Below are 23956 nucleotides of genomic sequence, written 5' to 3'. Positions count from 1 at the left end.
AATCACAGGCAGGCCCATGCCCACCAGCAAGGGGCATGGTGAATGCGCCGCTTTACAGCACGGCCGATGGCGTGCTGCCCAGTCCCTGCAGCCAGGCCACCGTGGCAGCCAGCTCTGCGGGGCGAATCTCGTGCGCGCCCGGAAACTCTTTGAACGTGACCGACACCGGCAGTTGCGCCATGTGGTGCGCAATAGCATGGGCATGGGCGATGGGGATGACGTTATCGTGCGTGCCGTGGCTCAGCCACAGTTGGCGGCCGTGCAGCGCCTCGGCCGGGGCCGTCAGGGGCACCACCTGCGCCAGCAGGCGGCTGTGCCACACCATGGCGGCATGCAACAGGCCGGGCTGGGTCAACAGCAGCGACAGCGCCATGATGCCGCCCTGGCTGAAGCCGCCCACCACCACCCGCTCAGGGGCAACGTGGAGCTGGGCAGACGCAGCGGCCACAGCCTGTGCCACCAGGGCCCGGCTTTGCGATTCTTGGGCTTCGTTGATGGTGCGCTCGCCATTGGGCTCAATCGAAAAATCAAACCAGGCAAACGAACCCGGCCCCATGCGAAACGGTGCGCGCAAGCTCACCACATGGAAATGGTCTGGAATGTGCGACGCCAAGCCAAACAAATCTTGCTCGTTACTGCCCACGCCGTGCATCAGCACCAGCAGCCAGGGGTGGGGAGTGGAGGCGGCAGCGGGGCGCTGCAAAAAGGTGAGCGGCAAATCAAGCATGTTCAGGCGCCAGAGGCAATTTTGGATCGATCAAAAAAAGTGTGTGCAGCAAAAACGCACCACTTGGAGCAGCTAACAAAACTCAGCGAAGCGGCCCTGGCTAGGCGTCTCGCCGCAGGCCGTACAAGCGGTACGACAAGGCGAGACAACGACGCCAGGGGAGTTTTGTGAGCCGCTCTCAGTGAATTGGGTGCAAGGCAAACGCATCCATGGCCAGCATGCTGTACATCACCTCGCGGCTCAGGTAGTTTGCGCGCAAATCGTCGCCCGCCGCCCCCAGGGCAAAAAACAGCGGCAAAAAGTGGTCTTCCGTGGGGTGGGCGCGCGCAGCGTGGGGTGCCTGACTGCGGTAGTTGAGCAGCGCCTTCATGTCGCCGCGCACCACGGCGTCTTCAATCCAGCGGCTGAACTCGACCACGTAAGGCGCGGGCTCGCGGGCCCCACCAAAAAACTCCGACAGGTTGTGCGTCATGCTGCCCGAGCCCATCACCAGCACGCCCTGGCTGCGCAGGCTGCGCAACGCAGCGCCCATGGCATACACCTCTGCCGGGCCAGCCGCTGCGGGCAAGGCCACCTGCACCACCGGCACATCGGCCTGCGGAAACAGGTGCATCAGCGGCACCCAGGCACCGTGGTCAAACGGGCGGGAGGCATCGCCCTGCGCAGGCATGCCCGCTGCGCCGAGCAGCGCCACCACCTCGGCCGCCAGCGCTGGCGAGCCCGGTGCAGGGTATTGCAACTGGTACAGCGCGGGCGGAAACCCGCCAAAGTCATGCCAAGTGGCAGGCTGCGGGCCCGCCATGACCAGGGGCGAGCGCGCCATCCAGTGCGGCGACATGATGACCACGCCTCGCAGGCCCGGAAACTGCGCCTTCAAATCCTGCCCCCAGCGCCCCAATGCTGGCCCGGTCTCGCCCGCATCCACCGCAAACAGCGGTGCACCGTGCGAGACAAACAGCGCAGGTAAAGCCAAGGCAGGGGCGTTGGCAGAAATGGCTTGAGGGGCAGACAGCGCGGAGGGCAACGTAGACATGGTGAACCTTTGGTAACTAATAGCCACTGTAAAAGAGATCACCCGAGCGAAAAAGTAGCCCGCCCACAACGGATTGTTCTAGTTTCAGGGCCAATCCTGCAGTGCAGGCGCAACAGCACACTGCATGCAGTGCCACAGCCTCAATCCCCGCCCCGCACCCTGCCCCGCAGCGCCTTGGTCTCACCCCGCTGGCTTTTGCCCGCCAGGCGGCGCTGCTGGGAGCCATAGGTGGGCTTGGTGGCGCGGCGTGTGCGGGGCGCCACGGCCACAGACTGCACCAGCGCATTCAGCCGCGCCAGCGCATCGGCACGGTTTTGTTCCTGGCTGCGAAACTGCTGCGCCTTGATCACCACCACGCCCTCTTGGGTGATGCGCGTATCACGCAGGGCCAGCAGGCGCTCTTTCACCGGCTCAGGAAGTGAAGAGGCGGGCACATCAAAGCGCAGGTGCACCGCGCTCGACACCTTGTTCACGTTCTGCCCACCCGCCCCCTGGGCGCGCATGGCAGAAAACTCCACCTCCTGCTCATCCACGCACAGCAAAGGCGCCACCGCCAGCATCATTCGCACCCCACTCTGTTCATACCCACCCCGTGTTCCGCCACCACCTGTTTAAGAACCTGTTCAAAGGGGCACATCATAGGCAGGCGCAAAAAAACGCCCTGGCATACGCGATGCACAGGGCGTTGAGAAGGCGCCTGAAGCCCTGAAACAGGGCAAACAAGCGCCGAGGGGAACCAGAAAGTGGCGGCACGGCCCGCCAGGGCCTGCCCACCGCCAGCGCTCAATCAGCGCCAGTCACGGTATCCGTGGTGCCGGTGGTGGCGGTGCCCTTCACGGTAGTAATAACCGGGGGGCGGTGCGTAATACACCGGTGCGGGTGGCGCGTAGTACACCGCTGGGGGTGGAGGTGGGGGGGCGTAGTAAATGGGGCGTGGGGCCACATACACAGGGGCAGGGGCCACATAAGCAGGGTAGCCGTAGCCATAACCATTGCTCACCCCCACCGACACACCGGGCGAATTCACGCCAATCGACCAATTGACATCGCGCGCCTGGGCAGAGCCTGCGCCAGCCAGCAGCGCCAGTGCCACACCAGCCGCAGCGGCCATGGCTTGGATAGAACGGGTTTTCGTCATGGAAATCTCCTTTTTGAAGGGAGGCGGCCCACGGGTGGGGTTGGCCTCTGCAGTGCATAACGCACCAAGTGACCAAAAGGATGTCATGAAAACACCGCAATATTGTTTCTGGAAGTACACACTGACTAGCGCCCAGAGAAATACGTCACACAAAGCCCAAGTTCGCCCGCAGGCCCGCCAACCTGTAACCGCCGCCTAAAATGGGCGAATGAGCACCCCCACCCCCGCCAACACCCTACCTGCAGGCACCGCCGCAGCCCCTGAATCCGTCAAGCCCAGCAACTTCCTGCGCCAGATCATTGAAGCCGATCTGGACAAAGGCACCTACGCCAGCCGCCGCTGGGCTGGCACCCCCGGCGACGCCGCCCACCACACCGCAGGCGAGCCCGACCCGGCCAAAATCCGCACCCGCTTTCCGCCCGAGCCCAACGGCTACCTGCACGTCGGCCACGCCAAAAGCATCTGCATCAATTTTGGCCTGGCGCGCGACTACGGCGGCGTGTGCCACCTGCGCTTTGACGACACCAACCCCGAAAAAGAAGACACCGAATACGTCAACAGCATCATCGACGCCGTCAAATGGCTCGGTTTTGACTGGAACGGCAGCCAGGGCGACTACAGCGTAGCCCCCTACCAGGCCAGCGACTACTTCGACTTCATGTACCGCGCCGCCGAGAGCCTGATCGAAGCGGGCCACGCCTACGTGGACGAACAAACCCCCGAAGAAATGCGCGTGAACCGGGGCGACTTTGGCAAGCCCGGCGTAGACAGCCCCTTCCGCAGCCGCACCCCGGCCGAGAACTTGGCCAAGTTCCGCGAAATGCGCGACGGCCAGCACGAAGACGGATCGATGGTGCTGCGCGCCAAGATCGACATGGCCAGCCCCAACATCAACATGCGCGACCCGGCCATCTACCGCATTCGCCGCGCCACGCACCACAACACGGGCGACACATGGTGCATTTACCCCATGTACACCTTTGCGCACCCGATTGAAGATGCGCTAGAGCAAATCACCCACAGCCTGTGCACGCTGGAGTTTGAAGACCAACGCCCCTTCTACGACTGGCTGCTGGAGCGTTTGACGGAAGTGGTAACACTTCCCGATGGTCGCGTTGTGGGCGGCCTGCTGGCATCGCCCCCGCCCAAGCAATACGAATTTGCGCGCCTGAACCTCACCTACGTCATCACCAGCAAGCGCAAGCTGGCCCAGCTGGTGTACGACCACAAGGTCAGCGGCTGGGACGACCCCCGCATGCCCACCATCGTCGGCCTGCGCCGCCGTGGCTACACGCCCGCCGCCATCCAGACCTTTGCCGACCGCATTGGCGTGACAAAGTCCGACAGCTGGATCGACTACAGCACCCTGGAAGGCTGCCTGCGCGAAGACCTGGAGCTGAAGGCCCACCGTGGCATGGCCGTGCTCAACCCCGTCAAGCTGGTGCTGACCAACTGGGACGAAGTGATGGGCGCCGGCCACCTGGAGCCCTGCACCCTGCCCGCCCTGCCCCACCCACCCGAAGGCGTGGAAAGCCCCGTGCGCCACTTCACCATCGGCAAAGAAGTCTGGATTGAACGTGAAGACTTTGAAGAAGTGCCGCCCAAGGGCTACAAGCGCCTCTTCCCCGGCAACAAGGTGCGCCTGAAGGGCGGCTATGTGATTGAGTGCACCGGCTGCACCAAAGACGCTAACGGCGTCATCACCGAAGTGCTGGCCACCGTGGTGCCCGACACCAAGAGCGGCACCCCCGGCGCTGACACCGTGAAGGTGAAAGCCGCCATCACCTGGGTGGGCGTGGCCGACGGCGTGAACGCCGAAGTGCGCATGTACGACCGCCTGTTCCTGGACGCCCACCCCGACGCGGGCGGCAAAGACTTCATCGAAAGCCTGAACCCGAACAGCCTGAAGGTGGTAACCGCCATCGTGGAGCCGTCATTGGCCAATGCCAAGCCGGACGACAAGTTTCAGTTTGAGCGGCACGGGTACTTTGTGGCGGACCGGGTGAATCACGCGGCGGGCAAGCCGGTGTTTAACTTGGCGGTGGGGTTGAAGGATAGTTGGGGGAAATAAAACTTTGGGCATTCGTGAAATTTATAGAAACTGACTGAAAAACAAATAGGCTAAAGCATCTTGATATCTGCAACGTCAACAACCAGGCACGAAATCCAAAGGGAGTCAACGGTGAGCATTGATCACAAGAGGATATTGACTGCATTTCAGCCAGCAAAAGAGATTTCTGACCCCAAGAGGTTTGCAGGCAGACGTCAAGAGCTAGAGGCAGGCGCAGAATTAATCGCCGCCAAAAATCATGTTTTTATTTACGGACCCCGTGGCATTGGAAAATCCTCATTAGCCAGACAACTTGAAATAATCGCAAAAGGCAACCCAGAGCTGCTCGAGGAAATTAACTCTCCTCTAAAGGATATGCAGTTCTCTTTTGCAACATGCTTTTTAACTCGCGACGAATCAGTCAACAACATAAACCAACTGCTATATCGATTAATGATCGATGACACAGGCTTTGGAAAATTTGACTCTTTATTTTCAAAGTTTGGAGAAGTTCAAAAATATGCTCAAGGAGCCCAACTTGATGCAAAGTTAGTTGCTGATTTTTGGCGAAGGGCCAAAGCGATTGCAGGATCATCTCAAGATGGGTTAATTATTTTCATTGATGAATTCGAACTAATTCAAACACATGAAGGCTTCTCATCCCTACTCAAAGCAGCGCCTGACGGGGTCGTCTTTGCTGTTACTGGGATTGCCACTACTGAAAGAGAGCTGGTCCGCGACCATCTATCAATTGAGCGGCAACTAACCACTGGAAAACTGCCTGTCAGCCCAATGGCCCCAAATGAGCTGCTTAGAGTTGTGGCAACAGCCGAAGGACTAATTAAGCACGAAATTCTCTACAGTGACGAAGCAAAAACAGAGTTAATCCGCATAGTTGCCGGCCAGCCATACCTACTTCATTTAATTGGCCGCGAATCACTATTAAATGCCTTTCGATCAAAAAAGAAGGTTATTTCACTGACAGATTTAAATTTCGCGCTATCCGAAATCGCACTCCGAAGAACTGATTCAGTATTGGAGGACCAATACCTAAAGGCAATCGGAAACTCTAATCAACGAGAAATAGTTCTTAGAGCATTTGCGGCCACTTGCAGTCCCAATGCTCATACATCGCAGGCCTACCCTATTGCCGAAGGACAGGGAGTAACCAACGTTTCTTATTATGTTGCAGACCTGCAAAAAGACAGCTTCGGCAGTTCTTTGAGAAAAGTCAAAGAGCAGGTTTACTCATTTCGAGACTCACTTTTCCAAGCCTACGTTTCGGCAACCCCTCGTCGCTTATCGCACGAAAAAAGCGATGACCCAAGCCCGACTCTCAAACGCGCAGCAGGGCAAGAATTTGAACTTCTTCATTTTTCAGATTTGCATTTTGGCGAGGCGCACTATTTTTCAAAATTGCCCTCCGCGCAAGATTCGATCCCGCACGAAGATAAGCCGTCATTGGACAAATTCGTAGGCCAAACGATTGAACGCGAGCATTTCAGACCCAATCTCATCGTATTCAGCGGCGATCTGACTCAAAGGGGAACCTCTACGGAATTCAATCTTGCCAAGACAGCAATTTCGGGCATCTTGAACTCAGCCACAGAAAACGGCAGCAATCCAGATATTGTATTAATACCTGGAAATCACGATGTAAACTGGGCCCTGCAAGAAGGAGATCCAGACGCAGGGATGGCATTTCAACCCTATATTAATTTTCGAAATGCATTGATTACACATAGCCGGATTGACGTTCCGATTAGCCCGGAGCGACTGTATGAAGTTCGGCAGTTTGAGAGCAATGGAGCTCGAGTAATTGTTGCGGCATTCAACTCCGCCGTCCTTATCAAGAAGGGTGATGATCGAGGATATATCGGGACAACACAACTTGACAATGCCCTGCAAGAAGTCTCGCGACTCGATCCTTTAAATCAATTTATAAGAATCGCAGTTTTTCATCACCATCTCGTGCCTGTGCATTCCGGTGAAGCAACGATCAGGGCAGAAGCTCTGTTAACCGATGCGCCTGCTGTTAAACAACGGCTGTACAAAGCAAAGTTCATCATGGCTCTGCATGGCCATCGACACCAAGGCCACGAAGAGATGGTGAGTGACGGTGAGAATTCACTAGTTGTTATTGGTTGCGGAAGTAGTTCGGTCGTGGTTCCTGAACGCGGCTCCCAGCCTCTTCAATTCAATCGGATTGCGATTCAATTAATGAAGGAAAATGTGGCAATTCAAGTCACAAAGTACTATTTCGATACAGCCGTGGAAGAATGGAAGGCACAGCCCGCCAAAACCTTCTCTGTTTCAAAAGCGCATAAAGAATAATTTGATCAACGGGATCCACCAATATTTAAAAAAATATTCTTCTCTTAATTTTATCGATACTGACTGCAATCAATAGGCCATACGCATTCCGCTTCATGGGAGATAACATATATGGCTAAGTTTCTTTCGACAACAGGCACCAATTACCACCTTGAAGAACTTATCAAAGGCGCATCAGACCGCTTGATACTGATCAGCCCTTTCCTTAAGCTCAACGATCGGATGAAGGAACTTCTGGCCGATAAAAACCGTCTAAAAATCGACGTCCGGATCGTCTATGGCAAAAGCGAGTTGCAGCCGCAAGAGATTGAATGGCTGCGCGGCCTGACCTACATACGCACCAGCTTCTGCAAGAACTTGCATGCCAAGTGCTACATGAATGAAGAGATGTGCATCATCACCAGCCTGAATCTGTACGAATTCAGCCAGGTGAATAACAACGAGATGGGCATCCTGATTCAGCGCAGCGAGGACGGGCCGCTCTACAAAGACGCCTACGAAGAGGCGCAGCGCATCATTCGCATCAGCGATGAGGTGCGCATATCGTTGGAACGAATTACCAGCGACAGCGATGCAAGTGGCAAAGACGACGATAAAAGTGCGACCGATGCGCCGACAGACAAGCTCACGTCCTCCAAGGTTGGGCAAAAGCTAGGGTTGAAAACGGCACAGTTCTTGGATCGCGCAACGGAGCTGGGCTATCTGGCTGCCGATGGCGACAAACACACCATCACGCCCAAGGGCGAAAAGGCGGGCGTGGAGTTTGTTGCCAAATCGCGGTTCGGCCCGTACTTCTTGTGGCCGCAAGACTTCCATCTGGTCTGAATATGGCGCCGCAGTCCATCATCCACTTCTGGTTCACCGAGCTAACCCCTCAGCAGCACTTCGCCAAAGACGCAGCGTTAGACGAAAACATCCGCACCCGCTTCGCCCCCACGCTAGAGGCCGCAGCCCGCTGTGAACTGTTCCCCTGGCGCGCCACGCCCGAGGGTCGGCTGGCAGAAATCCTGGTGCTGGACCAGTTCTCGCGCAACGTGCACCGCGACACCGTCCGCGCCTTTGCCCAAGACGCGCTGGCCCTTGCCCTGGCGCAAGAGCTGGTGGCCAGCGGGCAAGACCGCAGCCTGCCCACAGCGCAACGCGTGTTTGCCTACATGCCGTACATGCACAGCGAATCGGCGGTGATCCACGAGCAAGCCCTCAAGCTGTTTGCGCAGCCGGGCATGGAAAACAATCTCGACTTTGAGCGCCGCCACAAGGCCATCATTGACCGCTTTGGCCGTTACCCGCACCGCAATGCCATCCTGGGCCGCAGCTCTACGCCTGAAGAACTGGCGTTTTTGAACGAGCCTGGGTCTTCGTTCTAAACGGCCCCTCATCAGCCTAATCGCTATGCTTTTGATAGCTGCCTGCGCTTTATCTATATGCGCTGCAGCCAGATATCTCTCATAATTTGGGTATTCAACCGCCAGAGGGCGCGCTCGCTGGCTTTCACGAGGGGGTGGCAATGCACAAACCGACCGGGCAAGCATCGGTGGCGATGGAGCGTTTTGGCTGGATTGAGCGGCCGGGGCGCGAGTTTCCTTTCTTCAACAACCAGCCTGCCCGCATCTCTGGGCTGCAGTGGCTGCTGCTGATGGCTGCGGCGGCTGCCGGGTTGCTGGTGGTGACTTTGCCAATTGCTTGGCCTTGGCCCCCTGCGGGCAGGCTGATTCCGTCGGTACTGCTTGCGCTGATTCCCTTGGCTTGCCTGCGCTGGGTGGCTCCGGGGCATTGGCAAAGTTTGTTTGCCAGGGTGTCTGCGCGCGATGTGCTATGGATGTTTTTCTTTGCGCTGCTCAACATTGTGGTGACGGTGGCCGTGGGGTTGATGCTGACATCGGTGATGCCCCAGGCGACCAACCCTGGCGCGACGATGTTGCAGGCCAGCGGCCCGTGGGAGCGCGTCATCATCTTTGCCAACATGGCTCCGCAGCTTCTGGGGGAGGAGCTGATCACCATCCTGCCCTTTTTGGCGCTGATGGCGCTGTTCACCCAGCGTTTGGGGGCCCGCCGCAAAACCGCTGTGGTGGCAGCGTGGCTCCTGTCTGCGGCCCTGTTTGGCCTAATGCATCTGCCTACGTATGGGTGGAATGTGGTCCAGTGCCTGGCCATCATCGGCACCGCCAGGCTGGTGCTGACGCTGCCGTGGATCATGACCAAGAACCTCTGGGTTTCTACGGGCGCGCACATCATCAACGACTGGACGCTGTTTGGAATGGGTTTGCTGAGTGGGGGTGCGCTTTTGTGGACCCCATCAGGGGTTTAGGCGGGCTTTCAAGCCAGGCCATGGGTCCGTCATGGGGGCTTCGCTGCACCATCCACCACTCTACCGCTACATTTTTCATAGCTGCCTGCGCTTGCATTGCATGCGCTACAAGCTGATTTGACCTGTGCCGCATGGGGCCAATGCCGCCCCCGGTGTGCCGACTAGCTACCGTGGCGGCGGGCATACCGGCATACCTATAGCCAGCGATAAGCCTGCGCGGCTCCCAATCCGCTCGGCACTGCAAGTGCGACAGGTGCTGCGCAATTTGCGATACAAACACCGCCATGCTCTCTACGCCACCCACGCCGTCCCCGTTGCCGCCATTCACCCCCACCTATGGCCCCGTGCCGCCCGGCCCGCTGGCAGGGCCGCTGCAGTTGCTGCCCGTCAACGCCGAGGTGGTGGCGGTATACACGGCCACGGGGGCGCATGTGGGTTCGCTCAAAAAGATAGGCGGGGTGTGGAAGTTCAAGGCCATGGGCTACGACGCGGCAGGCCGCATGGAGCCCGGCCATGGTCCGCTGACGGACCAGCACAACATGGCATTTGCCGCGCCGGATGCGGCCGAGGTGAGCGCGCGGCTGTTGGGGGCGCTGGGGCACGCGGGCTAAACCAGTCAGCAGCGGACGCAAGCGGGTGCATGCCATGCGCTGCCACGGGCCTGCGGCTTAAGGGCTCGTAGCCAGAGAGGCTGCGCTTGAAGCCGCTATGACTTCCGTAGCTGCCAGCGCTTGATCCGCTTGCGGCAGGGCCACTTTTTTCGTTCAATCGCACCATGCCCCGCCGCCCGCACCACCACGTCTACGTCATCGAACTATCGAAAGACGTGCTGCTGGAACCGCGCTTTCGCCGCTGCAACCCCGGCTACATCGAAGGCAAGCCTTGCGTGTACGTAGGTATGACGGGGCTGGACCCGGATGTGCGGTTTGACAAGCACAAGGCGGGCATTCAGGCCAACCGGTTTGTGATGCTCTATGGCCTGTGGCTGCTGCCGGATTTGTACGAGGGCTTTAACCCCATGCGCTACGAAGAGGCGGTGGACCGGGAGATTGAGATAGGCATTGACCTGCGATCGGCCGGGTTTGGGGTGTGGCAGGCCTGACGTTGCGCGATGCGGCCCCCTGGATGAGGGTTTGCAGCCACACAAGTGCGCCGAGGGCGGGCTTAAATTTGCCCTTTGCCTGCAACAACAGTTAGCTACTATATTCATAGCTGATAGCGCTTATCCAGAGCGCGCTACAGGTGTTTTTTATGTAAACGTACGGGCCGTTTCGCGGCCCCTGCACCAGTGCGGGGCCAAAGACCTTGGGTGGCCCTGCGGTTTGGGCGCGTGGCCTTGTGGGGTGGCGCTGCCTTTTTAGAATGGGGCGAGCTGACGGCACTTTTGCCACGCGCCCCCACGGAGACTTCAAACAATATGCCAACAACACCGGGAATGTCCCGAGTGCAACGCACAGTGCTGGCCGCTGTATTTGCGGCGATTTTGGTGGCGGGCTGGCTTGCGGCGCAGAGCCTGCTGGAGCTGGTGCGTGCGCAACGCGCGCTGGACGAGGCCCACCGCGCGGTGCACGTCAAGGACATGCTTATCCGGCAGATGCTAGACGCGGAGACCAGCCAGCGGGGCTATCTGATTGCGGGCAGCTCGGAGTATCTGGCGCCGTACCACGTGGCGGTGTCTGAGATCAAACAGACGCGGCGCCAGCTAGAGCGCATGAGCCCCGATGCGCAAGACACCCTGCAGCTAGAGGCATTGATGCAGCAGGTGGACCAGAAGCTGGCAGAGCTGGCCGAGACCGTGGCCCTGCACACCAGCGGCCAAGGCGCCCAGGCGGCGGCCATTGTGCGCAGCGGCCATGGTCGCGACCTGATGGACGACATCCGTGCCAAGGCGCAGCAGTTTTCTGCGGGACAAGAGGAGCACATTCGCACCCTGCGGGCCGAGCATGCACAGGCCATTACCCACACCTACCTCACCCTGGGGCTGGCGCTGCTCACCAGCGTTGGGCTGCTAGTGTTTGTGCTGGCACGCAGCATGGCGTTTGCGCGCAAAACGGCCGCCAACGAATGCGACCTGATGAACCGCAACACCGAGCTGCTGGCACAGGCTGCGCGCACCAACGAGCACAACGCGCACATGCAGCGGCTGTCTGAGTTGGGGCGCTTTTTGCAGACCTGCGAAGACATGGAAGAGGCCCAGGGCCTGCTGGCCGAGCGCCTGCCCGCGCTGCTGCGGTCAACGTCTGGGGCGATGTACCTGATGGCGGCCTCGCGCAACCAGTTGCGCCGCTGCGTGGCCTGGGGTGAGCGGCCTTTTGTAGAGTTCTTCGAACCGCACGAGTGCTGGTCGCTTCGCAAGGGGCAGCCCTTCGCGCAGCCCGGTGCAGGCAGCGCCAGCACCTGCCGCCATTTGCAAGCGTGCGAGGTGCCCTCGCCACCGGGCACGCTGTGCTTTCCGGTGGCATCGCACGGCGACCTGAACGGCATGCTGGTGCTAGACCCGCAAAGCCAAGGGGTGGACTTGCCCGATGCGCTGGTGGCGCAATTGCGGCAGACGGCGCTGGAGCAGGTGTCCCTGTCGCTGGGCAACCTGCGCCTGCGCGAGTCGCTGCGCCAGCAGTCCATTCGCGATGCACTGACGGGGCTGTACAACCGCCGCTTTCTGGACGAGTCCCTGGCGCGCGAGATTTTGCGGGCCGAGCGGCGCGGCCCCGAGCAGCCCGATGCTCCGCTGGCGGTGCTGATGATTGACGTGGACCACTTCAAGCAGTTCAACGATAAGTTTGGCCACGAGCTGGGCGACCGGGTGCTGCGCGGCGTGGCGCAGACCCTGACCGACACGGTGCGCGCGAGCGACCTGGTAGCGCGCTATGGCGGCGAGGAGTTCACTGTGGTGCTGCCCAACACCACGCCGCAGGTGGCGCTGGAGCGCGCCCAGGCCTTGTGCGATGCGGTGATGAAAATGCCCCCGGTGGCTGACGGTGGCAACGTGCATCCGCCCATCACCATATCGGTGGGCATGGCCTGCATGCCTGACGATGGGCAGGATGCCGACGCGCTGGTGCAAAACGCCGACGCCGCGCTGTACCGCGCCAAGCGCGACGGGCGCAACCGGGTGGTGCGCTACACCGCCGGGGGGTGATGCGGCGCGGGGCCTGGACCGCGCCTCGTTGCAGCTATTGAGTCGGCTTGAATCAACTTGAACCGTTCGGGCTGAGGTTCTATGGTTCCCGTCAAGCTCTGCCAGCGACCAGCGCGGGATCGAACAGAGCTTGCTGCTTGAACAGTGAGAAAGCCACACGCAAGAGCTTACGGGCAAGCACGACAAGTGCAGCGGTCGTGCTCAAGCCTTTGTCACGCTGAGCACAGTAAAACCCGTTCCAGGTCTTTGTGCGCGCCGCCGACATGGCCGCTGCGTACATCAAACGCCTTGTCTCCGGCCAGCCCCTCTTGGACAAGCGCCTTTGCCCCGTCTTCTTGCCGGAGTCATTGGGGCGCGGGTCAAGCCCGGTGAATGCGATCACAGCATCCGCACTGCGTGTTTGCAAACGCCCAAACAGCATTACCAGCAGCGACCCACAGATCAGGCCTAGGCCGGGCACAGACGTGATGCATTTGAACGTTTCTTGGCTTGCGGGATCGGCCTGAACGGTGCTGGCGAGTTGCTCGTCGATATGTTCGATGGCTTGCTGCAGAGCTGCCAGCACCGGCTCGTCCAGGCGTGCAAGCGTCTTGCTGTGGCAGCCGGCTTGAGCCAGTGCACTGCGCTGACGCACCAGAGTTGCCCGGTGTGCGAGGAGTTCGCGCAATGCGGCTTGGCAAGCGGTGGGTGGCTGCCATTGGCGCAGTTGCGCGTGTTCACGGCAAATATAGCGTGCCAGCACGAGCGCATCCATCCGATCGGTCTTACCGCGCTGGCCAACGGACTGGGCGTAGCGGCGTGCATCCAGGGGATTGAGGACATAGACATGCAGGCCTGCGGCGTGCGCTGCCAGCGCAAGCGGCACGTGGTAGCGGCCGGTGGACTCCAGCGCCAGTACGCTTGCAGGGCGCAACGTGCGCAGCAGCAGGGCAATGCCCTGGGGTGTATTGGCAAACCTGCGCACGCTGGCTTGGCCCTGCACGGCCACGTCCAGATGGGCGCTGGCGACATCCACGCCGACAAACTCAGTAGCTTGTTGAGGGTTCATCGCTCAAAATACGAGCGCCGGGATGTGTCCTGCTGTCGGCGTGAGCTTGCAAGAATTGACGATCGGTGCTGCCAAGCGCAGCTTGCCCTCGTCAGGTTCCTTATCGACGCTCGGCGCAGGGATGGGGTAATGACTCAGTAGGTCGGTCAGTTGGATCTGAAGCAACTGCCGATGCCTGTCGATGTCCCTGCATCCCGGCTCCTCGCCCTTTCTTACTGGTTGGTTGATGGGAGCTAAACCATACAAGCCTGTCGAAGCGCTGCGCAGGGCTTCGACAGGCTCAGCCCGAACGGATTTTTCAAGTTCAAAGATGCCGACTCAATAACGTCGCAGCCGACGTTGCCGCCCGCCTCAATACCGATTGGAAAAATTGGCGCTGATGCGCTGGCGCAGGTACTCCGCCCCGGTGATGGGTGGGTACTTTTTGCCGGGGCCTTCGATCACGGCGTCTTCGTTGGCCTGTGCGAAGAAGGCCAGGCTGTAGCGGGCGCCCTGGTATTCGTGCGGCAGGGGGTTGCGCACGCGGTGGAAGTTGCTGGGCAGCGCGTCGTCGCTCCAGCGGGTCAGCATGTCGCCGATGTTGCAGGTGATGACGCCTTCAGCGGGCTCCACCGGCGTCCACTGGCGGCCTTCCATCTCTTTGCCGGGCAGCACCTGCAGGCCGCCCTGCCCTGGGCGCTGGAACAGCAGCGTGAGGCAGTCAAAGTCGGTGTGTGCGCCCGCGCGCCACAGGCCCAGTTCATCTTTGAGGGCCGGGTCCATCGCAAAGTAATGCAGCATGCGCAGCGTGCTTTGGTAGCTGGGCACCTCGGGGTTGTGGGCGCGGGTGAAGAAGCCTTCATCAAACCCCAGCTTGTACGCAAAGCACGACAGCAGTCGCATGGCGACCCCCCAGCATTGGCGCTCAAAGGCCAGGCTGGCTTGTTGAAAGCCGGGCAGCTCGGCATCGGTGGGCCACAGGCCCTGCATGCGGGGGCGGGTGATTTGGTAGGACTCTTTTTGGTCGGGCGTGCGGGTGGAGGGGCGGATCTGGCTCTTGTGCTCCCACCCCGCGTTGCGGGACAGGGGCCACTGGGCTTTGGTTTCGGCTGGCAGCGAAAACAAAGCCTCGGCCCGCGCAAAGGCATCACGAATGTCTTGCAGCGCAATGCCGTGGTGGCTGACCTGGAAGAAGCCAATGTCTACCGCCGCGCTCCACAACTCGTCGGCAATCTCGCGCTTGCGATGTTCAAAGTCGCTCAGGTCAATGCAGCGCACTTCGCGCGCGTGGGTCTCCTGGCCCATGTCGCCCATACGGGCTTCTTTGGCCAGCTCGCCCAGCACGTCGGGCGCGACGGAGGGGGAATACGGCGTGTTGGAGAGGCTGTGTGGCTGGGTAGCAGCGGTAGCGATAGCGGTGGTCATGGCAGTGTTCCTTGTCAAAGTACCAAAGTACAAAATCAACAAGGGCTGGGCCTGCACAGGCCAGCGTTGCCATCTCTGTGCGGCGCACAGCAGACACGTTCACTGGCCCATGCATGCGCCTGGGCGCCCTTGAAGTGGACAGGGGCAACGGCCCTGCCGGAGCCAGGCCGCTTCCCTCTTCAAGAGCAATGACCCGCCTACCGCCTCCGCACCCTGGTGGGCGGACGCTGCAGCGCTGAACGCTTCTACTCTTGGCCTCACCCAAGCAATTCAGGGGCCAGCAGTGCGGTGGCTTCCCAGCGACTCACAGCACTCAAAGACACCGCAAAGACAACGCATAAGTGCCATGCAAGGGTGCGCAGCACCATACTCTGCCCCGCTTCGGTGATGCGCTGCACCACAACGGCGTGCGCAAGCTGGTGCAGCGCCGTGTGCTCAGGCCAACGCAAGCGCCCAGCAGGCCGCGCAGCCGCCACCACAAAAGCAGCGTGCACCCTTTGCGCTGCAGCAAGAGCGACCTGAATCACCACCGCAACATCACCACCATGTCGCGCGCCGGGCACGCTTCATGCATTGGCATGCCCTTGAGTAGAAGCGTTCAGCACACAGGCCCCGCGCCTGTGTTGCCCGGAAATTGCTCAGTTTCGTGCCGACCTGCCTGGCATGTGCCGGAGGCTGGTGCGGGTGCCCGTTTGCCTTGTGCAGGGGCGCGCGCCCTGCCCCGCCCACAGCGAGTGCGGTCGGTGGTCTGCAGCACTTGTTCAATGGGGCACCGCCATGCAAAGACGCCTGTTTCTCTCGACCTCTGTCGCTTCTTCCATCAGCCTTGCGGCACCGTGGGTGCATGCCCAGGGGCCGCTCACGCCGCTCAAGTTCACGCTCGACTTTCGGGTGACGAGCCAGACATCGCCCTTCTTTCTGGCGCAGGCCAAGGGCTACTACAAGGACGAAGGCCTGGACGTGAGCATTGACGTGGGGGCGGGGTCGGTGGCCTCCATCACCCGTGTGGCCAGCGGGGCGTATGACCTGGGGCTGGGCGACATCAGCTCGCTGACCGAGTTCCACGCGCAAAACCCCGACACGCCGGTGCAGGCCATCTATCAGTACTACAACCGCGCGCCCTTCGTCATCATTGGCCGCAAGGACCGTGGCGTGACCAGCGACTTTGCCTCGCTCAAAGGCAAGCGCGTGGCGGCGGCTGCGGTGGAATCCACCCGCCGCAGTTGGCCCATGGTGGCGCGCAGCCTCAAGACCACGCCCGACCTGTTTGAATGGGTGACCACCGATTTCAGCGCGCGCGACAACGTGATGGTGCGCGGCGATGTGGACGCGGCCACGTACTTCCACGACTCGGCCGTGTCGCTGTTTGCGCGCATGCCGCCCAAGGATTTGGCGGTTCTGGAATATGGCAAGGCGGGCTTGCAGCTGTATGGCAACGCCGTGCTGGCGGGCAAGCTGCTGCAAGACAAGCCCGAGCTGGCCAAAGCCTTTTTGCGCGCCAGCAACCGCGCCCTGCGCGAGACACTGCAAAACCCCGATGCCGCACTGGCAGCCATCAAGGCGCGTGAGCCCATCTTGAACATGGATGTGGAGCGCGAGCGCTGGGCCATCACCCGCCAGTACCTGGCTGCGCCCGAGGTGCAAAGCGTGGGCCTGGGCGGTGTGCAGGCCAGCGTGCTGGCCCAGCAAGTGGACGAGGTGGCCGCCGTGTATGGCCTGGCGCGCAAGCCTGCGGCAGAGCGCGTGTTCAACCCCGCCTTTTTGCCCACTGCGGCAGACCGCAAGGTGGCGGCATGACGGCAGTGCCTGCACAGCCCCCGCTGCCCGCAGAGGTGCCGCTGCACGAGCGCGATGGCCGCTACCTGCGCCACGCCATTGCGCTGGCCGACCAGGCCCGCGCACGCGGCAACCGGCCCTTTGGCGCGGTGATTGTGGCGCCCGACGACACGGTGCTGGCCGAGGCCTGGAACGCCAATGGCGAGACGGGCGACTGCACGGCGCACGCCGAGACCTCGGCCATCCGCCTGGCCAGCCCGCGCCACAGCCGCGAGGCGCTGACCCAGGCCACGCTCTACTCGTCGGGCGAGCCGTGCGTGATGTGCGCAGGTGCCATCTTCTGGTCGGCCATTGGCCGCGTGGTGTACGGCATTGACGCCGAGCGGCTGCGCGTGTTCCGTGGCGAGCGGCTGGACCAGCGCGATGCCGAGCTGTCGTGCCACGATGTGTTCAACACCTCAGGCCACGCCATCGAGTGCATTGGGCCTGCGCTGGTGGATGAGGCATCGGCATCGCACCAGGGGGCATGGAAGGCTTGACTGCGGTGCAGATTGCTATGTTTTCAATAGCTTCTAGCGCTTTATCCATAAGCGCCAGAAGCCTATTTAGCCTGATTTTTGGCTGACCTCAACGTTCGACGTAACCGGCCGGCGGAGGCCGAAGGCCGGAGCGAACCTGCAAGCGCAGCTTGCAGGCGGTCCGGTTGACGGAGGGGTTGGGCGTCATCGGCGTGTTAGAACCGGTTTTTGGCTAGCCATTCAGCAAACGATTTGGCGTCCTGGGAATACTCATCCGTTTCGTGATCAGCGAAGACGACCATCGGTTCCTCTTCACCAGAGCGAGGCCAGCAGTAAAGATCGCCGCACCCATTGTCGGCGAACGGAACATACTGACTGCCATCGACATAGCGGATGCTCTCGATTACTTCTTGCGGATTCAGCACACGATGGTTGATCCGAAGTTCACCCAAGCCACCTAAGGCTACAAACTCACAGTAACTAGGCGGAAGAGTGAAGCGCAGCAATTCTTCGAGCGCGCGCAATTCATTCGGGGGTACGGGCTTAACTTCATCGTCTCGCGCAGACTTGCCGTTAAGGAGAATGCGTTCGATCTCACTCATCTCAATGACGCCCAACTCAATGTAGACGGCAAAACACGGTTGATACATCCGGGGCGTGACGATACATCTTTTGAGACAAAGACTCGCAACCCGCTTGCCTGTTGGCTTGCGAACCTGGTTGCTGTGGAAATAATCAGGTATAAATTTCTCATGAAACCCGGCAAGCATTAAGTCGGCGAACTATAGCGTGACAGTAAGCCCAACCGCGTTCACCTACTGCGTGCTCTCTAGCACCAACCCATCTGTTTTGAATCAACGGCAGCTTACGGGTGTCATTCCCAACAGACAGCCCAGGGCCCTGAGCCGACGGAGGACATCCACGCGCCCAGGCCGCGCTGCGCCAGCGCTTCCCTCACTTGGCGCTTGTGCTTTGCAACGTCGTCCATGCGCAGGTCAGCGGCCACTGGCCAGCACAAAATCCAGCGCCGCACACACCGCCGCCACTTGCGCGGCGGTGCAAGCCTCGGGCGTGGTGCGGGGACTGTCGGGGTAGACCTCGGTGGTGGTGGTGTAGCGCGCGCCTGTCACGCTGGCGCACAGGCCCCAGGCGGCCAGCTCGTAGCGAATGACGCCGGGCTCCGTCATGGGCGAGCCGATGATTTCGTTGCGCTCGTCAGGCGGTGCAATGTGGGTGACGCGGGCCACCGCCTGCAGCACGGCCTGTTGGAAGGCGGGCTGGGGGTTCTCGGTGTCGTCCACCAGATAAAACCCGTCGGGGATGCTGCCGGGCTCAAACGCCTTGCCGTCGCGCGCGGCCACTGCGGGGCGGTATTCGGATTCGTCGGTATCCGTGGTTTCGTGCAGGTCCATGTGCGCTGCAAACGGGCCGCAGAGCGAGGCCACTTGCGCCACCAGCGCCATGAGCGCGGCAGACTCTTGCACCGTGCTGCCGGGGCGAAAGCTGCGGTTGGGGTCGATGACGTCGTGGTTCCAGCGCTGGATGCGCTCCCACCCCCAGGGGCTGATGCAGGGGGCCACCAGCCAGTTCACCCGGCCTGCGTAGCGCTCGCCGTGCTGGTCCACAAACCGCAGCGCGCCCATCACGCCACTGGTTTCGTAGCCATGCACACCGCCGGTGACCAGCACGGTGGGCAGGCCCGCCACCCAGGCGCGGGGGCGAATGGCCTGCAGCGCATAGCGTTCGTCGCCGTAGGCCACTTCGCCATAGCTCGTCACATCAAAGCGGGTGCGCAGCGCATCCACGGCGGCCAGCACGTCGTCGGCATAGCTGCGCTGGCGCACCTGGCGCGCGCGCCACTGGGCCAGCTCGGCAGCGCCCCAGGGCTGGCCGGGGGTGCCAATGGGATACGAAGCGGGAGGGAATGCCGAGGCGGGTGCAGTAGTGGGCGCAGTGCTGGGTACGGTCATGAAAAAAGCCCCGGCGGCAACGCCGGAAGGGGTGTGCGGCGTGTGGCCGGGGCCTTTATTTTGCAGGGGTATGGCGGGGATCCATCAAGCCGGCAGCTCACCCGCTGGGCAAGTTACTTCAGCCACTTGGTGGCGGCCTGCTGAATGGCGCCACGGCTTTCGATCAAGCCCCACACAAAGCCCATCACGCGGGTGTAGTCGGCGTCGTCGGTGGGCACCATGAAGCCCAGGTAGTTCTTGGGCGTCAGCGGTGCGTCCACAAACGCGGCGTAAAGGCGCGGGTCGGCCTTGGCGTAGTGCAGGGCTTCGTAGGTTTCGGTGATCATCACATCGCCCTTGCCCTCGGCGATCAGCGCAGGGATCTCGGCGTTCTTGTCGTGCGTGCTGACCTGCGCGGCCTTGAGGTTGGCCAGCACAAAGGTTTCGTTGGTACCGCCGGGGTTCTTGATGACGCGCACGGTGGGCTGGTTCAGGGCGTCCACGCTGGTGTACTTGGCCTTGTCAGCACTGCGCACCAAGGCCACTTTGCCAAACGGGGCGTAGCCGGGCAGCATGTCAAACAGGCGCATGCGGGTGACGTTGCGGGTGATGCCGCCCACGGCCACGTCGAACTTGTCGGCCTGCAGGTCTTTGACCAGGTTGGGCCAGGAGGTCTGCACGTATTCGATCTTCACGCCCAGCTCTTTGGCCATGGTTTCGATCACATCAATGTCGTGGCCCGAAAAGCCCGCATCGGTCTTGATGGCGAAGGGCCGGTAGTCGCCCGGCGTGCCCACGCGGATGGTCTTGGCCTCCATGATCTTGTCGAGCCGGGGGCCTGCTTGCGCCGCCTGGGTGAAGGACAGGCAGGTGATGACGGCGGCAGCGGCGATGGCGAGGATTTTTTGGGGGGTCATTTCAAAAAGGCTCCGAAGAGGACGAGGGTGAAGGGAAAACGCGATAGCGAAAGCACCGTAAGCCAAAGCACGATGAATGCCAATGCGGGGTTACCACGGAGGCCTCTTTGCCAGCCGCCCCATTGCATAGCGCCAGTGCATGCCTGCGATTAGTTTTAATCAATGGATATGGATAGTTGATTGAAATATCCTTCGTTCACTTGTTTAAGCCAACTACCAAGGAGAGCCCCATGAGCAGCAACGAATCGAAATGCCCTTTCCACAGTGCCGCAGGCGCACAGGCAGGCGCCAAGACCGCCGTGGCCCGCCAGTCCAACCGCGACTGGTGGCCCAACCAGCTGAACCTGGGCATCCTGCACCAGCATGCTCCAGCCTCCAACCCGCTGGGCGAAGACTTTGACTACGCCGCTGCTTTTGAAAAACTGGACTACGCAGCACTCAAGGCCGACCTGACAGCACTGATGACCGATTCTCAAGACTGGTGGCCTGCCGACTGGGGCCACTACGGCGGCCTGTTCATCCGCATGGCCTGGCACAGCGCAGGCACCTACCGCACTGGCGACGGCCGTGGCGGTGCGGGCACGGGCAACCAGCGCTTTGCCCCGCTCAACAGCTGGCCCGACAACGGCAACCTGGACAAAGCCCGCCGCCTGCTGTGGCCCATCAAGCAAAAGTACGGCAACGCCATCTCATGGGCCGACCTGATGATTTTGGCGGGCAACGTGGCGCTCGAATCCATGGGCTTCAAGACCTTTGGCTTTGCCGGGGGCCGTGCCGACATCTGGCAACCCGAAGAAGACATCTACTGGGGTGCCGAAGCCCAGTGGCTGGCCACCAGCGACAAGCCGAACAGCCGCTACAGCGGCGAGCGCGACCTGGAGAACCCGCTGGCCGCCGTGCAAATGGGCCTGATCTACGTGAACCCCGAAGGCCCGGACGGCAAGCCCGACCCCGTGGCCAGCGGCCGCGATGTGCGCGAAACCTTTGCCCGCATGGCCATGAACGACGAAGAGACCGTGGCCCTGGTGGCTGGCGGCCACACCTTCGGCAAGGCCCACGGCGCGGGTGACCCGACCCTGGTGGGCGCCGAGCCCGAAGCCGCCGCCATTGAAGTGCAAGGCCTGGGCTGGATCAACACATTGGGCAGCGGCAAGGGTGTGCACACCACCACCAGCGGCATTGAAGGCGCCTGGAAGCCCAACCCCACCACCTGGGACAACGGCTACTTCGACATGCTGTTCGGCTACGAGTGGGAGCTGACCAAGAGCCCCGCAGGCGCGCACCAGTGGGTGGCCAAGGATGTGAAGCCAGAGCACCTGATCCCCGACGCGCACGACCCCAGCCAAAAGCACGCGCCCATGATGACCACCGCCGACCTTTCGCTGCGCATGGACCCGGCCTACGAAAAAATTGCCCGCCGCTTCCACCAGAACCCGGCCGAGTTTGCCGACGCGTTTGCCCGCGCCTGGTTCAAGCTGACCCACCGCGACATGGGCCCCAAGGCCCTGTACAAGGGCCCTGAAGTGCCAGCAGAAAACCTCATCTGGCAAGACCCCGTGCCTGCCGTAGACCATGCACTGATCGACGCAACGGACGCGGCCGCACTCAAGGCCAAGGTGCTGGCGTCGGGCCTGTCGGTGGCGGAGCTGGTGTCCACCGCCTGGGCTTCGGCATCGACCTTCCGTGGATCGGACAAGCGCGGCGGTGCCAACGGCGCACGCATCCGCCTGGCCCCGCAAAAGGACTGGGAAGCCAACCAGCCCGAGCAGCTGGCCAAGGTGCTGGTGGTGCTTGAAGGCGTTCAGGCCGCGTTCAACTCGGCGCAAAGCGGCGGCAAAAAGGTATCGCTGGCCGACCTGATCGTGTTGGCAGGCAATGCCGGTGTGGAAGCTGCGGCCAAGGCCGCAGGCCAGGCGGTGGAAGTACCCTTCACCCCCGGCCGCACCGATGCCAGCCAGGCGCAGACCGATGTGGAATCGTTCGCCGTGCTGGAGCCCGTGGCCGATGGCTTCCGCAACTACCAGAAGAAGGCCTACAGCGTGCCCGCCGAGGCCTTGCTGATCGACAAGGCGCAGCTGCTGACCCTGAGCGCGCCCGAGTTGACGGTGCTGGTGGGTGGCCTGCGGGTGCTGGGCGCTAACGTGGGGGGTGCACAGCATGGCGTGTTCACCCAGCGCGCCGGGCAGCTCACCAACGACTTCTTTGTGAACCTGCTGGACATGGGCGCCGCCTGGGCCCCCACATCGTCCGCCAACGATGTGTTTGAAGCCCGCGACCGCAAAACCGGCGCCGTGAAGTGGACCGGCACCCGCGTGGACCTGGTGTTTGGCTCCAACTCGCAACTGCGCGCCTTGGCCGAGGTGTATGCCCAGGCCGATGCACAGCCCAAGTTTGTGCGCGACTTTGTGGCCGCCTGGACCAAGGTGATGAACCTGGACCGCTTCGACTTGAAGAAGTGATTTGGAGAAGTGAGCGGGCATCCGTGAGGGATGCGGCGCAGGGCGCGAAATTGGGTTAACTTCACGCCCCTGCGCTTTGGCCTGCCCCTGAAAAGGCAGTCCAATGGATCACCCGGGCTGGCGCAGCAATGTGCCAGCCCTTTCTTCGTCTGGAACTGAACCCATGAACTTCGCTGACCGCCTCAAGCAACTGCCCTCTGCCGCCCACCTCACCTCCTTGCAAGTGCTGGGCGCTGACGGCGCTGTGCTTGCCACCCTGGAGAACAAGCCCGGCCAGGCCGGTTCGCTGGCGCTGTATGCCGCACTGGCCGCGCTGTACGGCGGCCACATCACGCCCGCCGCTGCCAGCCTGGGCCTGGAGTGGTATGCCGAGCACACCGCCGATGCCCACGCCCACCCTGGCAAGCACCCCAACATCGACCGCCTGGTGCAATGGGCCCAGGGCAGCACGAGCTACGCGGTGCGTGTGCAGGCACTGGCCTGAGTGCATTGACCCGATGGCTGTGCGGCCAACCCAGCCCATCGGAAACACCCTGTAAAGCCGCAAGCGCAGGCGTTTACAGCGCCACAGGGCTGGGGGATGATGGGCGCCCCACCACTCCCCCCACCCAAGGCCCGACATGACCCAGAGCAACGCCCCCGCATCCACCGGCACCGTCACCCTGCACCGCGTGTTGCGCGCCCCGCCAGAGCGGGTGTACCGCGCCTTTCTGGACCCCGACGCCATGGCCAAGTGGCTGCCGCCCCATGGCTTTACGGGCCGGGTGCTGGAGATGGATGCCCGCGTGGGCGGCGTGTACCGCATGCAGTTCACCAACCTGGCCTCGGGCCACACCCATGCGTTTGGCGGACGCTACCTGGAGCTGGTGCCGGGCGAGCGCATCGTCCACACCGACCGCTTTGACGACACCCACCTGCCGGGTGAAATGCGCACCACCATCACCTTCAAGGCCGTATCGGTGGGCACCGAGCTGGTGGCGGTGCAAGAAGGCATCCCGGCCATGATCCCGACCGAGGCCTGCTACCTGGGCTGGCAAGAGTCGCTGCAGTTGCTGGCGCAGCTGGTAGAGGCCAACATTGCGGGCTAGAGCGGCCTGCACCGAAGGCAAGGCAGCCCGCCCACCCAAAGCAGCCTGGGTTAATTAGCTCCTTTTTT

General features: G+C 61.6%; 22 protein-coding genes. 13 read left to right on the top strand and 9 right to left on the bottom strand.

The annotated features are described in order from the left end of the window. Window positions 1-52: 52 nt before the first annotated feature. From CLU86_RS05630 to CLU86_RS05615, 4 genes are all read right to left on the bottom strand, one after another. Window positions 53-727: an alpha/beta hydrolase gene (locus CLU86_RS05630; RefSeq protein ID WP_099740942.1), complete on the bottom strand. Its 675-nt coding sequence runs from the start codon at window positions 725-727 to the stop codon at window positions 53-55. A gap of 178 nt (window positions 728-905) precedes the next feature. Continuing rightward, window positions 906-1760, bottom strand: a complete 855-nt coding sequence (locus tag CLU86_RS05625; RefSeq protein WP_099740941.1) for a class III extradiol ring-cleavage dioxygenase — start codon at window positions 1758-1760, stop codon at window positions 906-908. 140 nt (window positions 1761-1900) lie between these two features. Further along, window positions 1901-2323 (bottom strand): alternative ribosome rescue aminoacyl-tRNA hydrolase ArfB, encoded by a 423-nt coding sequence (gene arfB, locus CLU86_RS05620; protein WP_233195205.1) that lies wholly within the window; start codon window positions 2321-2323, stop codon window positions 1901-1903. Between the two features lie 224 nt (window positions 2324-2547). Next, a complete protein-coding gene (locus CLU86_RS05615) occupies window positions 2548-2898 on the bottom strand; it encodes a hypothetical protein (protein WP_099655224.1) in 351 nt (116 codons plus the stop codon). Between the two features lie 208 nt (window positions 2899-3106). On the opposite strand from CLU86_RS05615, the gene CLU86_RS05610 reads away from it, so the two are divergent. From CLU86_RS05610 to CLU86_RS05575, 8 genes are all read left to right on the top strand, one after another. Then, a complete protein-coding gene (locus CLU86_RS05610) occupies window positions 3107-4969 on the top strand; it encodes a glutamine--tRNA ligase/YqeY domain fusion protein (protein WP_099740940.1) in 1863 nt (620 codons plus the stop codon). Between the two features lie 111 nt (window positions 4970-5080). Then, complete coding sequence (locus CLU86_RS05605; protein WP_143226665.1) at window positions 5081-7282, top strand: metallophosphoesterase; 2202 nt, start codon at window positions 5081-5083, stop codon at window positions 7280-7282. A gap of 111 nt (window positions 7283-7393) precedes the next feature. Beyond that, window positions 7394-8107 carry a phospholipase D family protein gene (locus tag CLU86_RS05600; protein WP_099740938.1) on the top strand — a complete coding sequence of 238 codons (714 nt, stop codon included), beginning with the start codon at window positions 7394-7396 and terminating at the stop codon, window positions 8105-8107. Window positions 8108-8109: 2 nt separating this feature from the next. Beyond that, window positions 8110-8649 (top strand): DUF924 family protein, encoded by a 540-nt coding sequence (locus CLU86_RS05595; protein ID WP_099740937.1) that lies wholly within the window; start codon window positions 8110-8112, stop codon window positions 8647-8649. Between the two features lie 140 nt (window positions 8650-8789). Beyond that, the gene (locus tag CLU86_RS05590; RefSeq protein ID WP_199175093.1) at window positions 8790-9590 is read left to right on the top strand and encodes a CPBP family intramembrane glutamic endopeptidase; all 801 of its coding nucleotides are present in this window, start codon (window positions 8790-8792) and stop codon (window positions 9588-9590) included. A 284-nt stretch (window positions 9591-9874) separates the two neighbouring features. Next, complete coding sequence (locus CLU86_RS05585) at window positions 9875-10201, top strand: hypothetical protein (protein ID WP_099740936.1); 327 nt, start codon at window positions 9875-9877, stop codon at window positions 10199-10201. 164 nt (window positions 10202-10365) lie between these two features. Further along, window positions 10366-10692: a hypothetical protein gene (locus tag CLU86_RS05580; protein ID WP_099655214.1), complete on the top strand. Its 327-nt coding sequence runs from the start codon at window positions 10366-10368 to the stop codon at window positions 10690-10692. Between the two features lie 333 nt (window positions 10693-11025). Continuing rightward, window positions 11026-12729: a diguanylate cyclase gene (locus CLU86_RS05575; RefSeq protein WP_233194822.1), complete on the top strand. Its 1704-nt coding sequence runs from the start codon at window positions 11026-11028 to the stop codon at window positions 12727-12729. Window positions 12730-12820: 91 nt separating this feature from the next. Here CLU86_RS05575 and CLU86_RS05570 read toward each other — a convergent pair whose 3' ends face one another. Continuing rightward, window positions 12821-13777, bottom strand: a complete 957-nt coding sequence (locus CLU86_RS05570; protein WP_099740934.1) for a transposase — start codon at window positions 13775-13777, stop codon at window positions 12821-12823. A 351-nt stretch (window positions 13778-14128) separates the two neighbouring features. Further along, the gene (locus CLU86_RS05565; RefSeq protein ID WP_233195203.1) at window positions 14129-15070 is read right to left on the bottom strand and encodes an isopenicillin N synthase family oxygenase; all 942 of its coding nucleotides are present in this window, start codon (window positions 15068-15070) and stop codon (window positions 14129-14131) included. An 888-nt stretch (window positions 15071-15958) separates the two neighbouring features. Here CLU86_RS05565 and CLU86_RS05555 point away from each other — a divergent pair. Further along, window positions 15959-16978, top strand: coding sequence for an ABC transporter substrate-binding protein (locus CLU86_RS05555; RefSeq protein ID WP_099740931.1), 1020 nt, complete (start codon window positions 15959-15961; stop codon window positions 16976-16978). Then, window positions 16975-17496, top strand: coding sequence for a nucleoside deaminase (locus tag CLU86_RS05550; protein WP_099740930.1), 522 nt, complete (start codon window positions 16975-16977; stop codon window positions 17494-17496). Before CLU86_RS05555 ends, CLU86_RS05550 begins: the two co-directional genes overlap by 4 nt. Before the next feature lie 194 nt (window positions 17497-17690). Here the strand turns inward: CLU86_RS05550 and CLU86_RS05545 are convergent, their stop codons facing one another. The 3 genes from CLU86_RS05545 to CLU86_RS05535 all read right to left on the bottom strand — a co-directional run bounded on the left by CLU86_RS05545 (window position 17691) and on the right by CLU86_RS05535 (window position 20341). Continuing rightward, the gene (locus tag CLU86_RS05545) at window positions 17691-18077 is read right to left on the bottom strand and encodes an SMI1/KNR4 family protein (protein WP_158236311.1); all 387 of its coding nucleotides are present in this window, start codon (window positions 18075-18077) and stop codon (window positions 17691-17693) included. Window positions 18078-18470: 393 nt separating this feature from the next. Continuing rightward, window positions 18471-19445, bottom strand: a complete 975-nt coding sequence (locus CLU86_RS05540) for a M14 family metallocarboxypeptidase (RefSeq protein WP_099740928.1) — start codon at window positions 19443-19445, stop codon at window positions 18471-18473. A 113-nt stretch (window positions 19446-19558) separates the two neighbouring features. Next, window positions 19559-20341: a transporter substrate-binding domain-containing protein gene (locus tag CLU86_RS05535; RefSeq protein ID WP_099740927.1), complete on the bottom strand. Its 783-nt coding sequence runs from the start codon at window positions 20339-20341 to the stop codon at window positions 19559-19561. 230 nt (window positions 20342-20571) lie between these two features. Between CLU86_RS05535 and katG the strand changes: the two genes are divergently transcribed. From katG to CLU86_RS05520, 3 genes are all read left to right on the top strand, one after another. Beyond that, entirely contained in the window at window positions 20572-22800 is a 2229-nt protein-coding gene (gene katG / locus CLU86_RS05530) for a catalase/peroxidase HPI (RefSeq protein WP_099740926.1), read from the top strand. 163 nt (window positions 22801-22963) lie between these two features. Beyond that, on the top strand, window positions 22964-23284 hold the full coding sequence (locus tag CLU86_RS05525) for a DUF2322 family protein (RefSeq protein ID WP_099655205.1): 321 nt from the start codon (window positions 22964-22966) through the stop codon (window positions 23282-23284). A gap of 136 nt (window positions 23285-23420) precedes the next feature. Next, entirely contained in the window at window positions 23421-23888 is a 468-nt protein-coding gene (locus CLU86_RS05520; RefSeq protein ID WP_099740925.1) for an SRPBCC family protein, read from the top strand. Window positions 23889-23956: the final 68 nt, after the last annotated feature.

The organism is Acidovorax sp. 62, assembly GCF_002754495.1.
Taxonomy (GTDB): Bacteria; Pseudomonadota; Gammaproteobacteria; order Burkholderiales; family Burkholderiaceae_C; genus Acidovorax.
The sequence above is the reverse complement of the archived record's forward strand: the minus strand, read 5'-3'. Positions and strand labels throughout refer to the sequence as shown.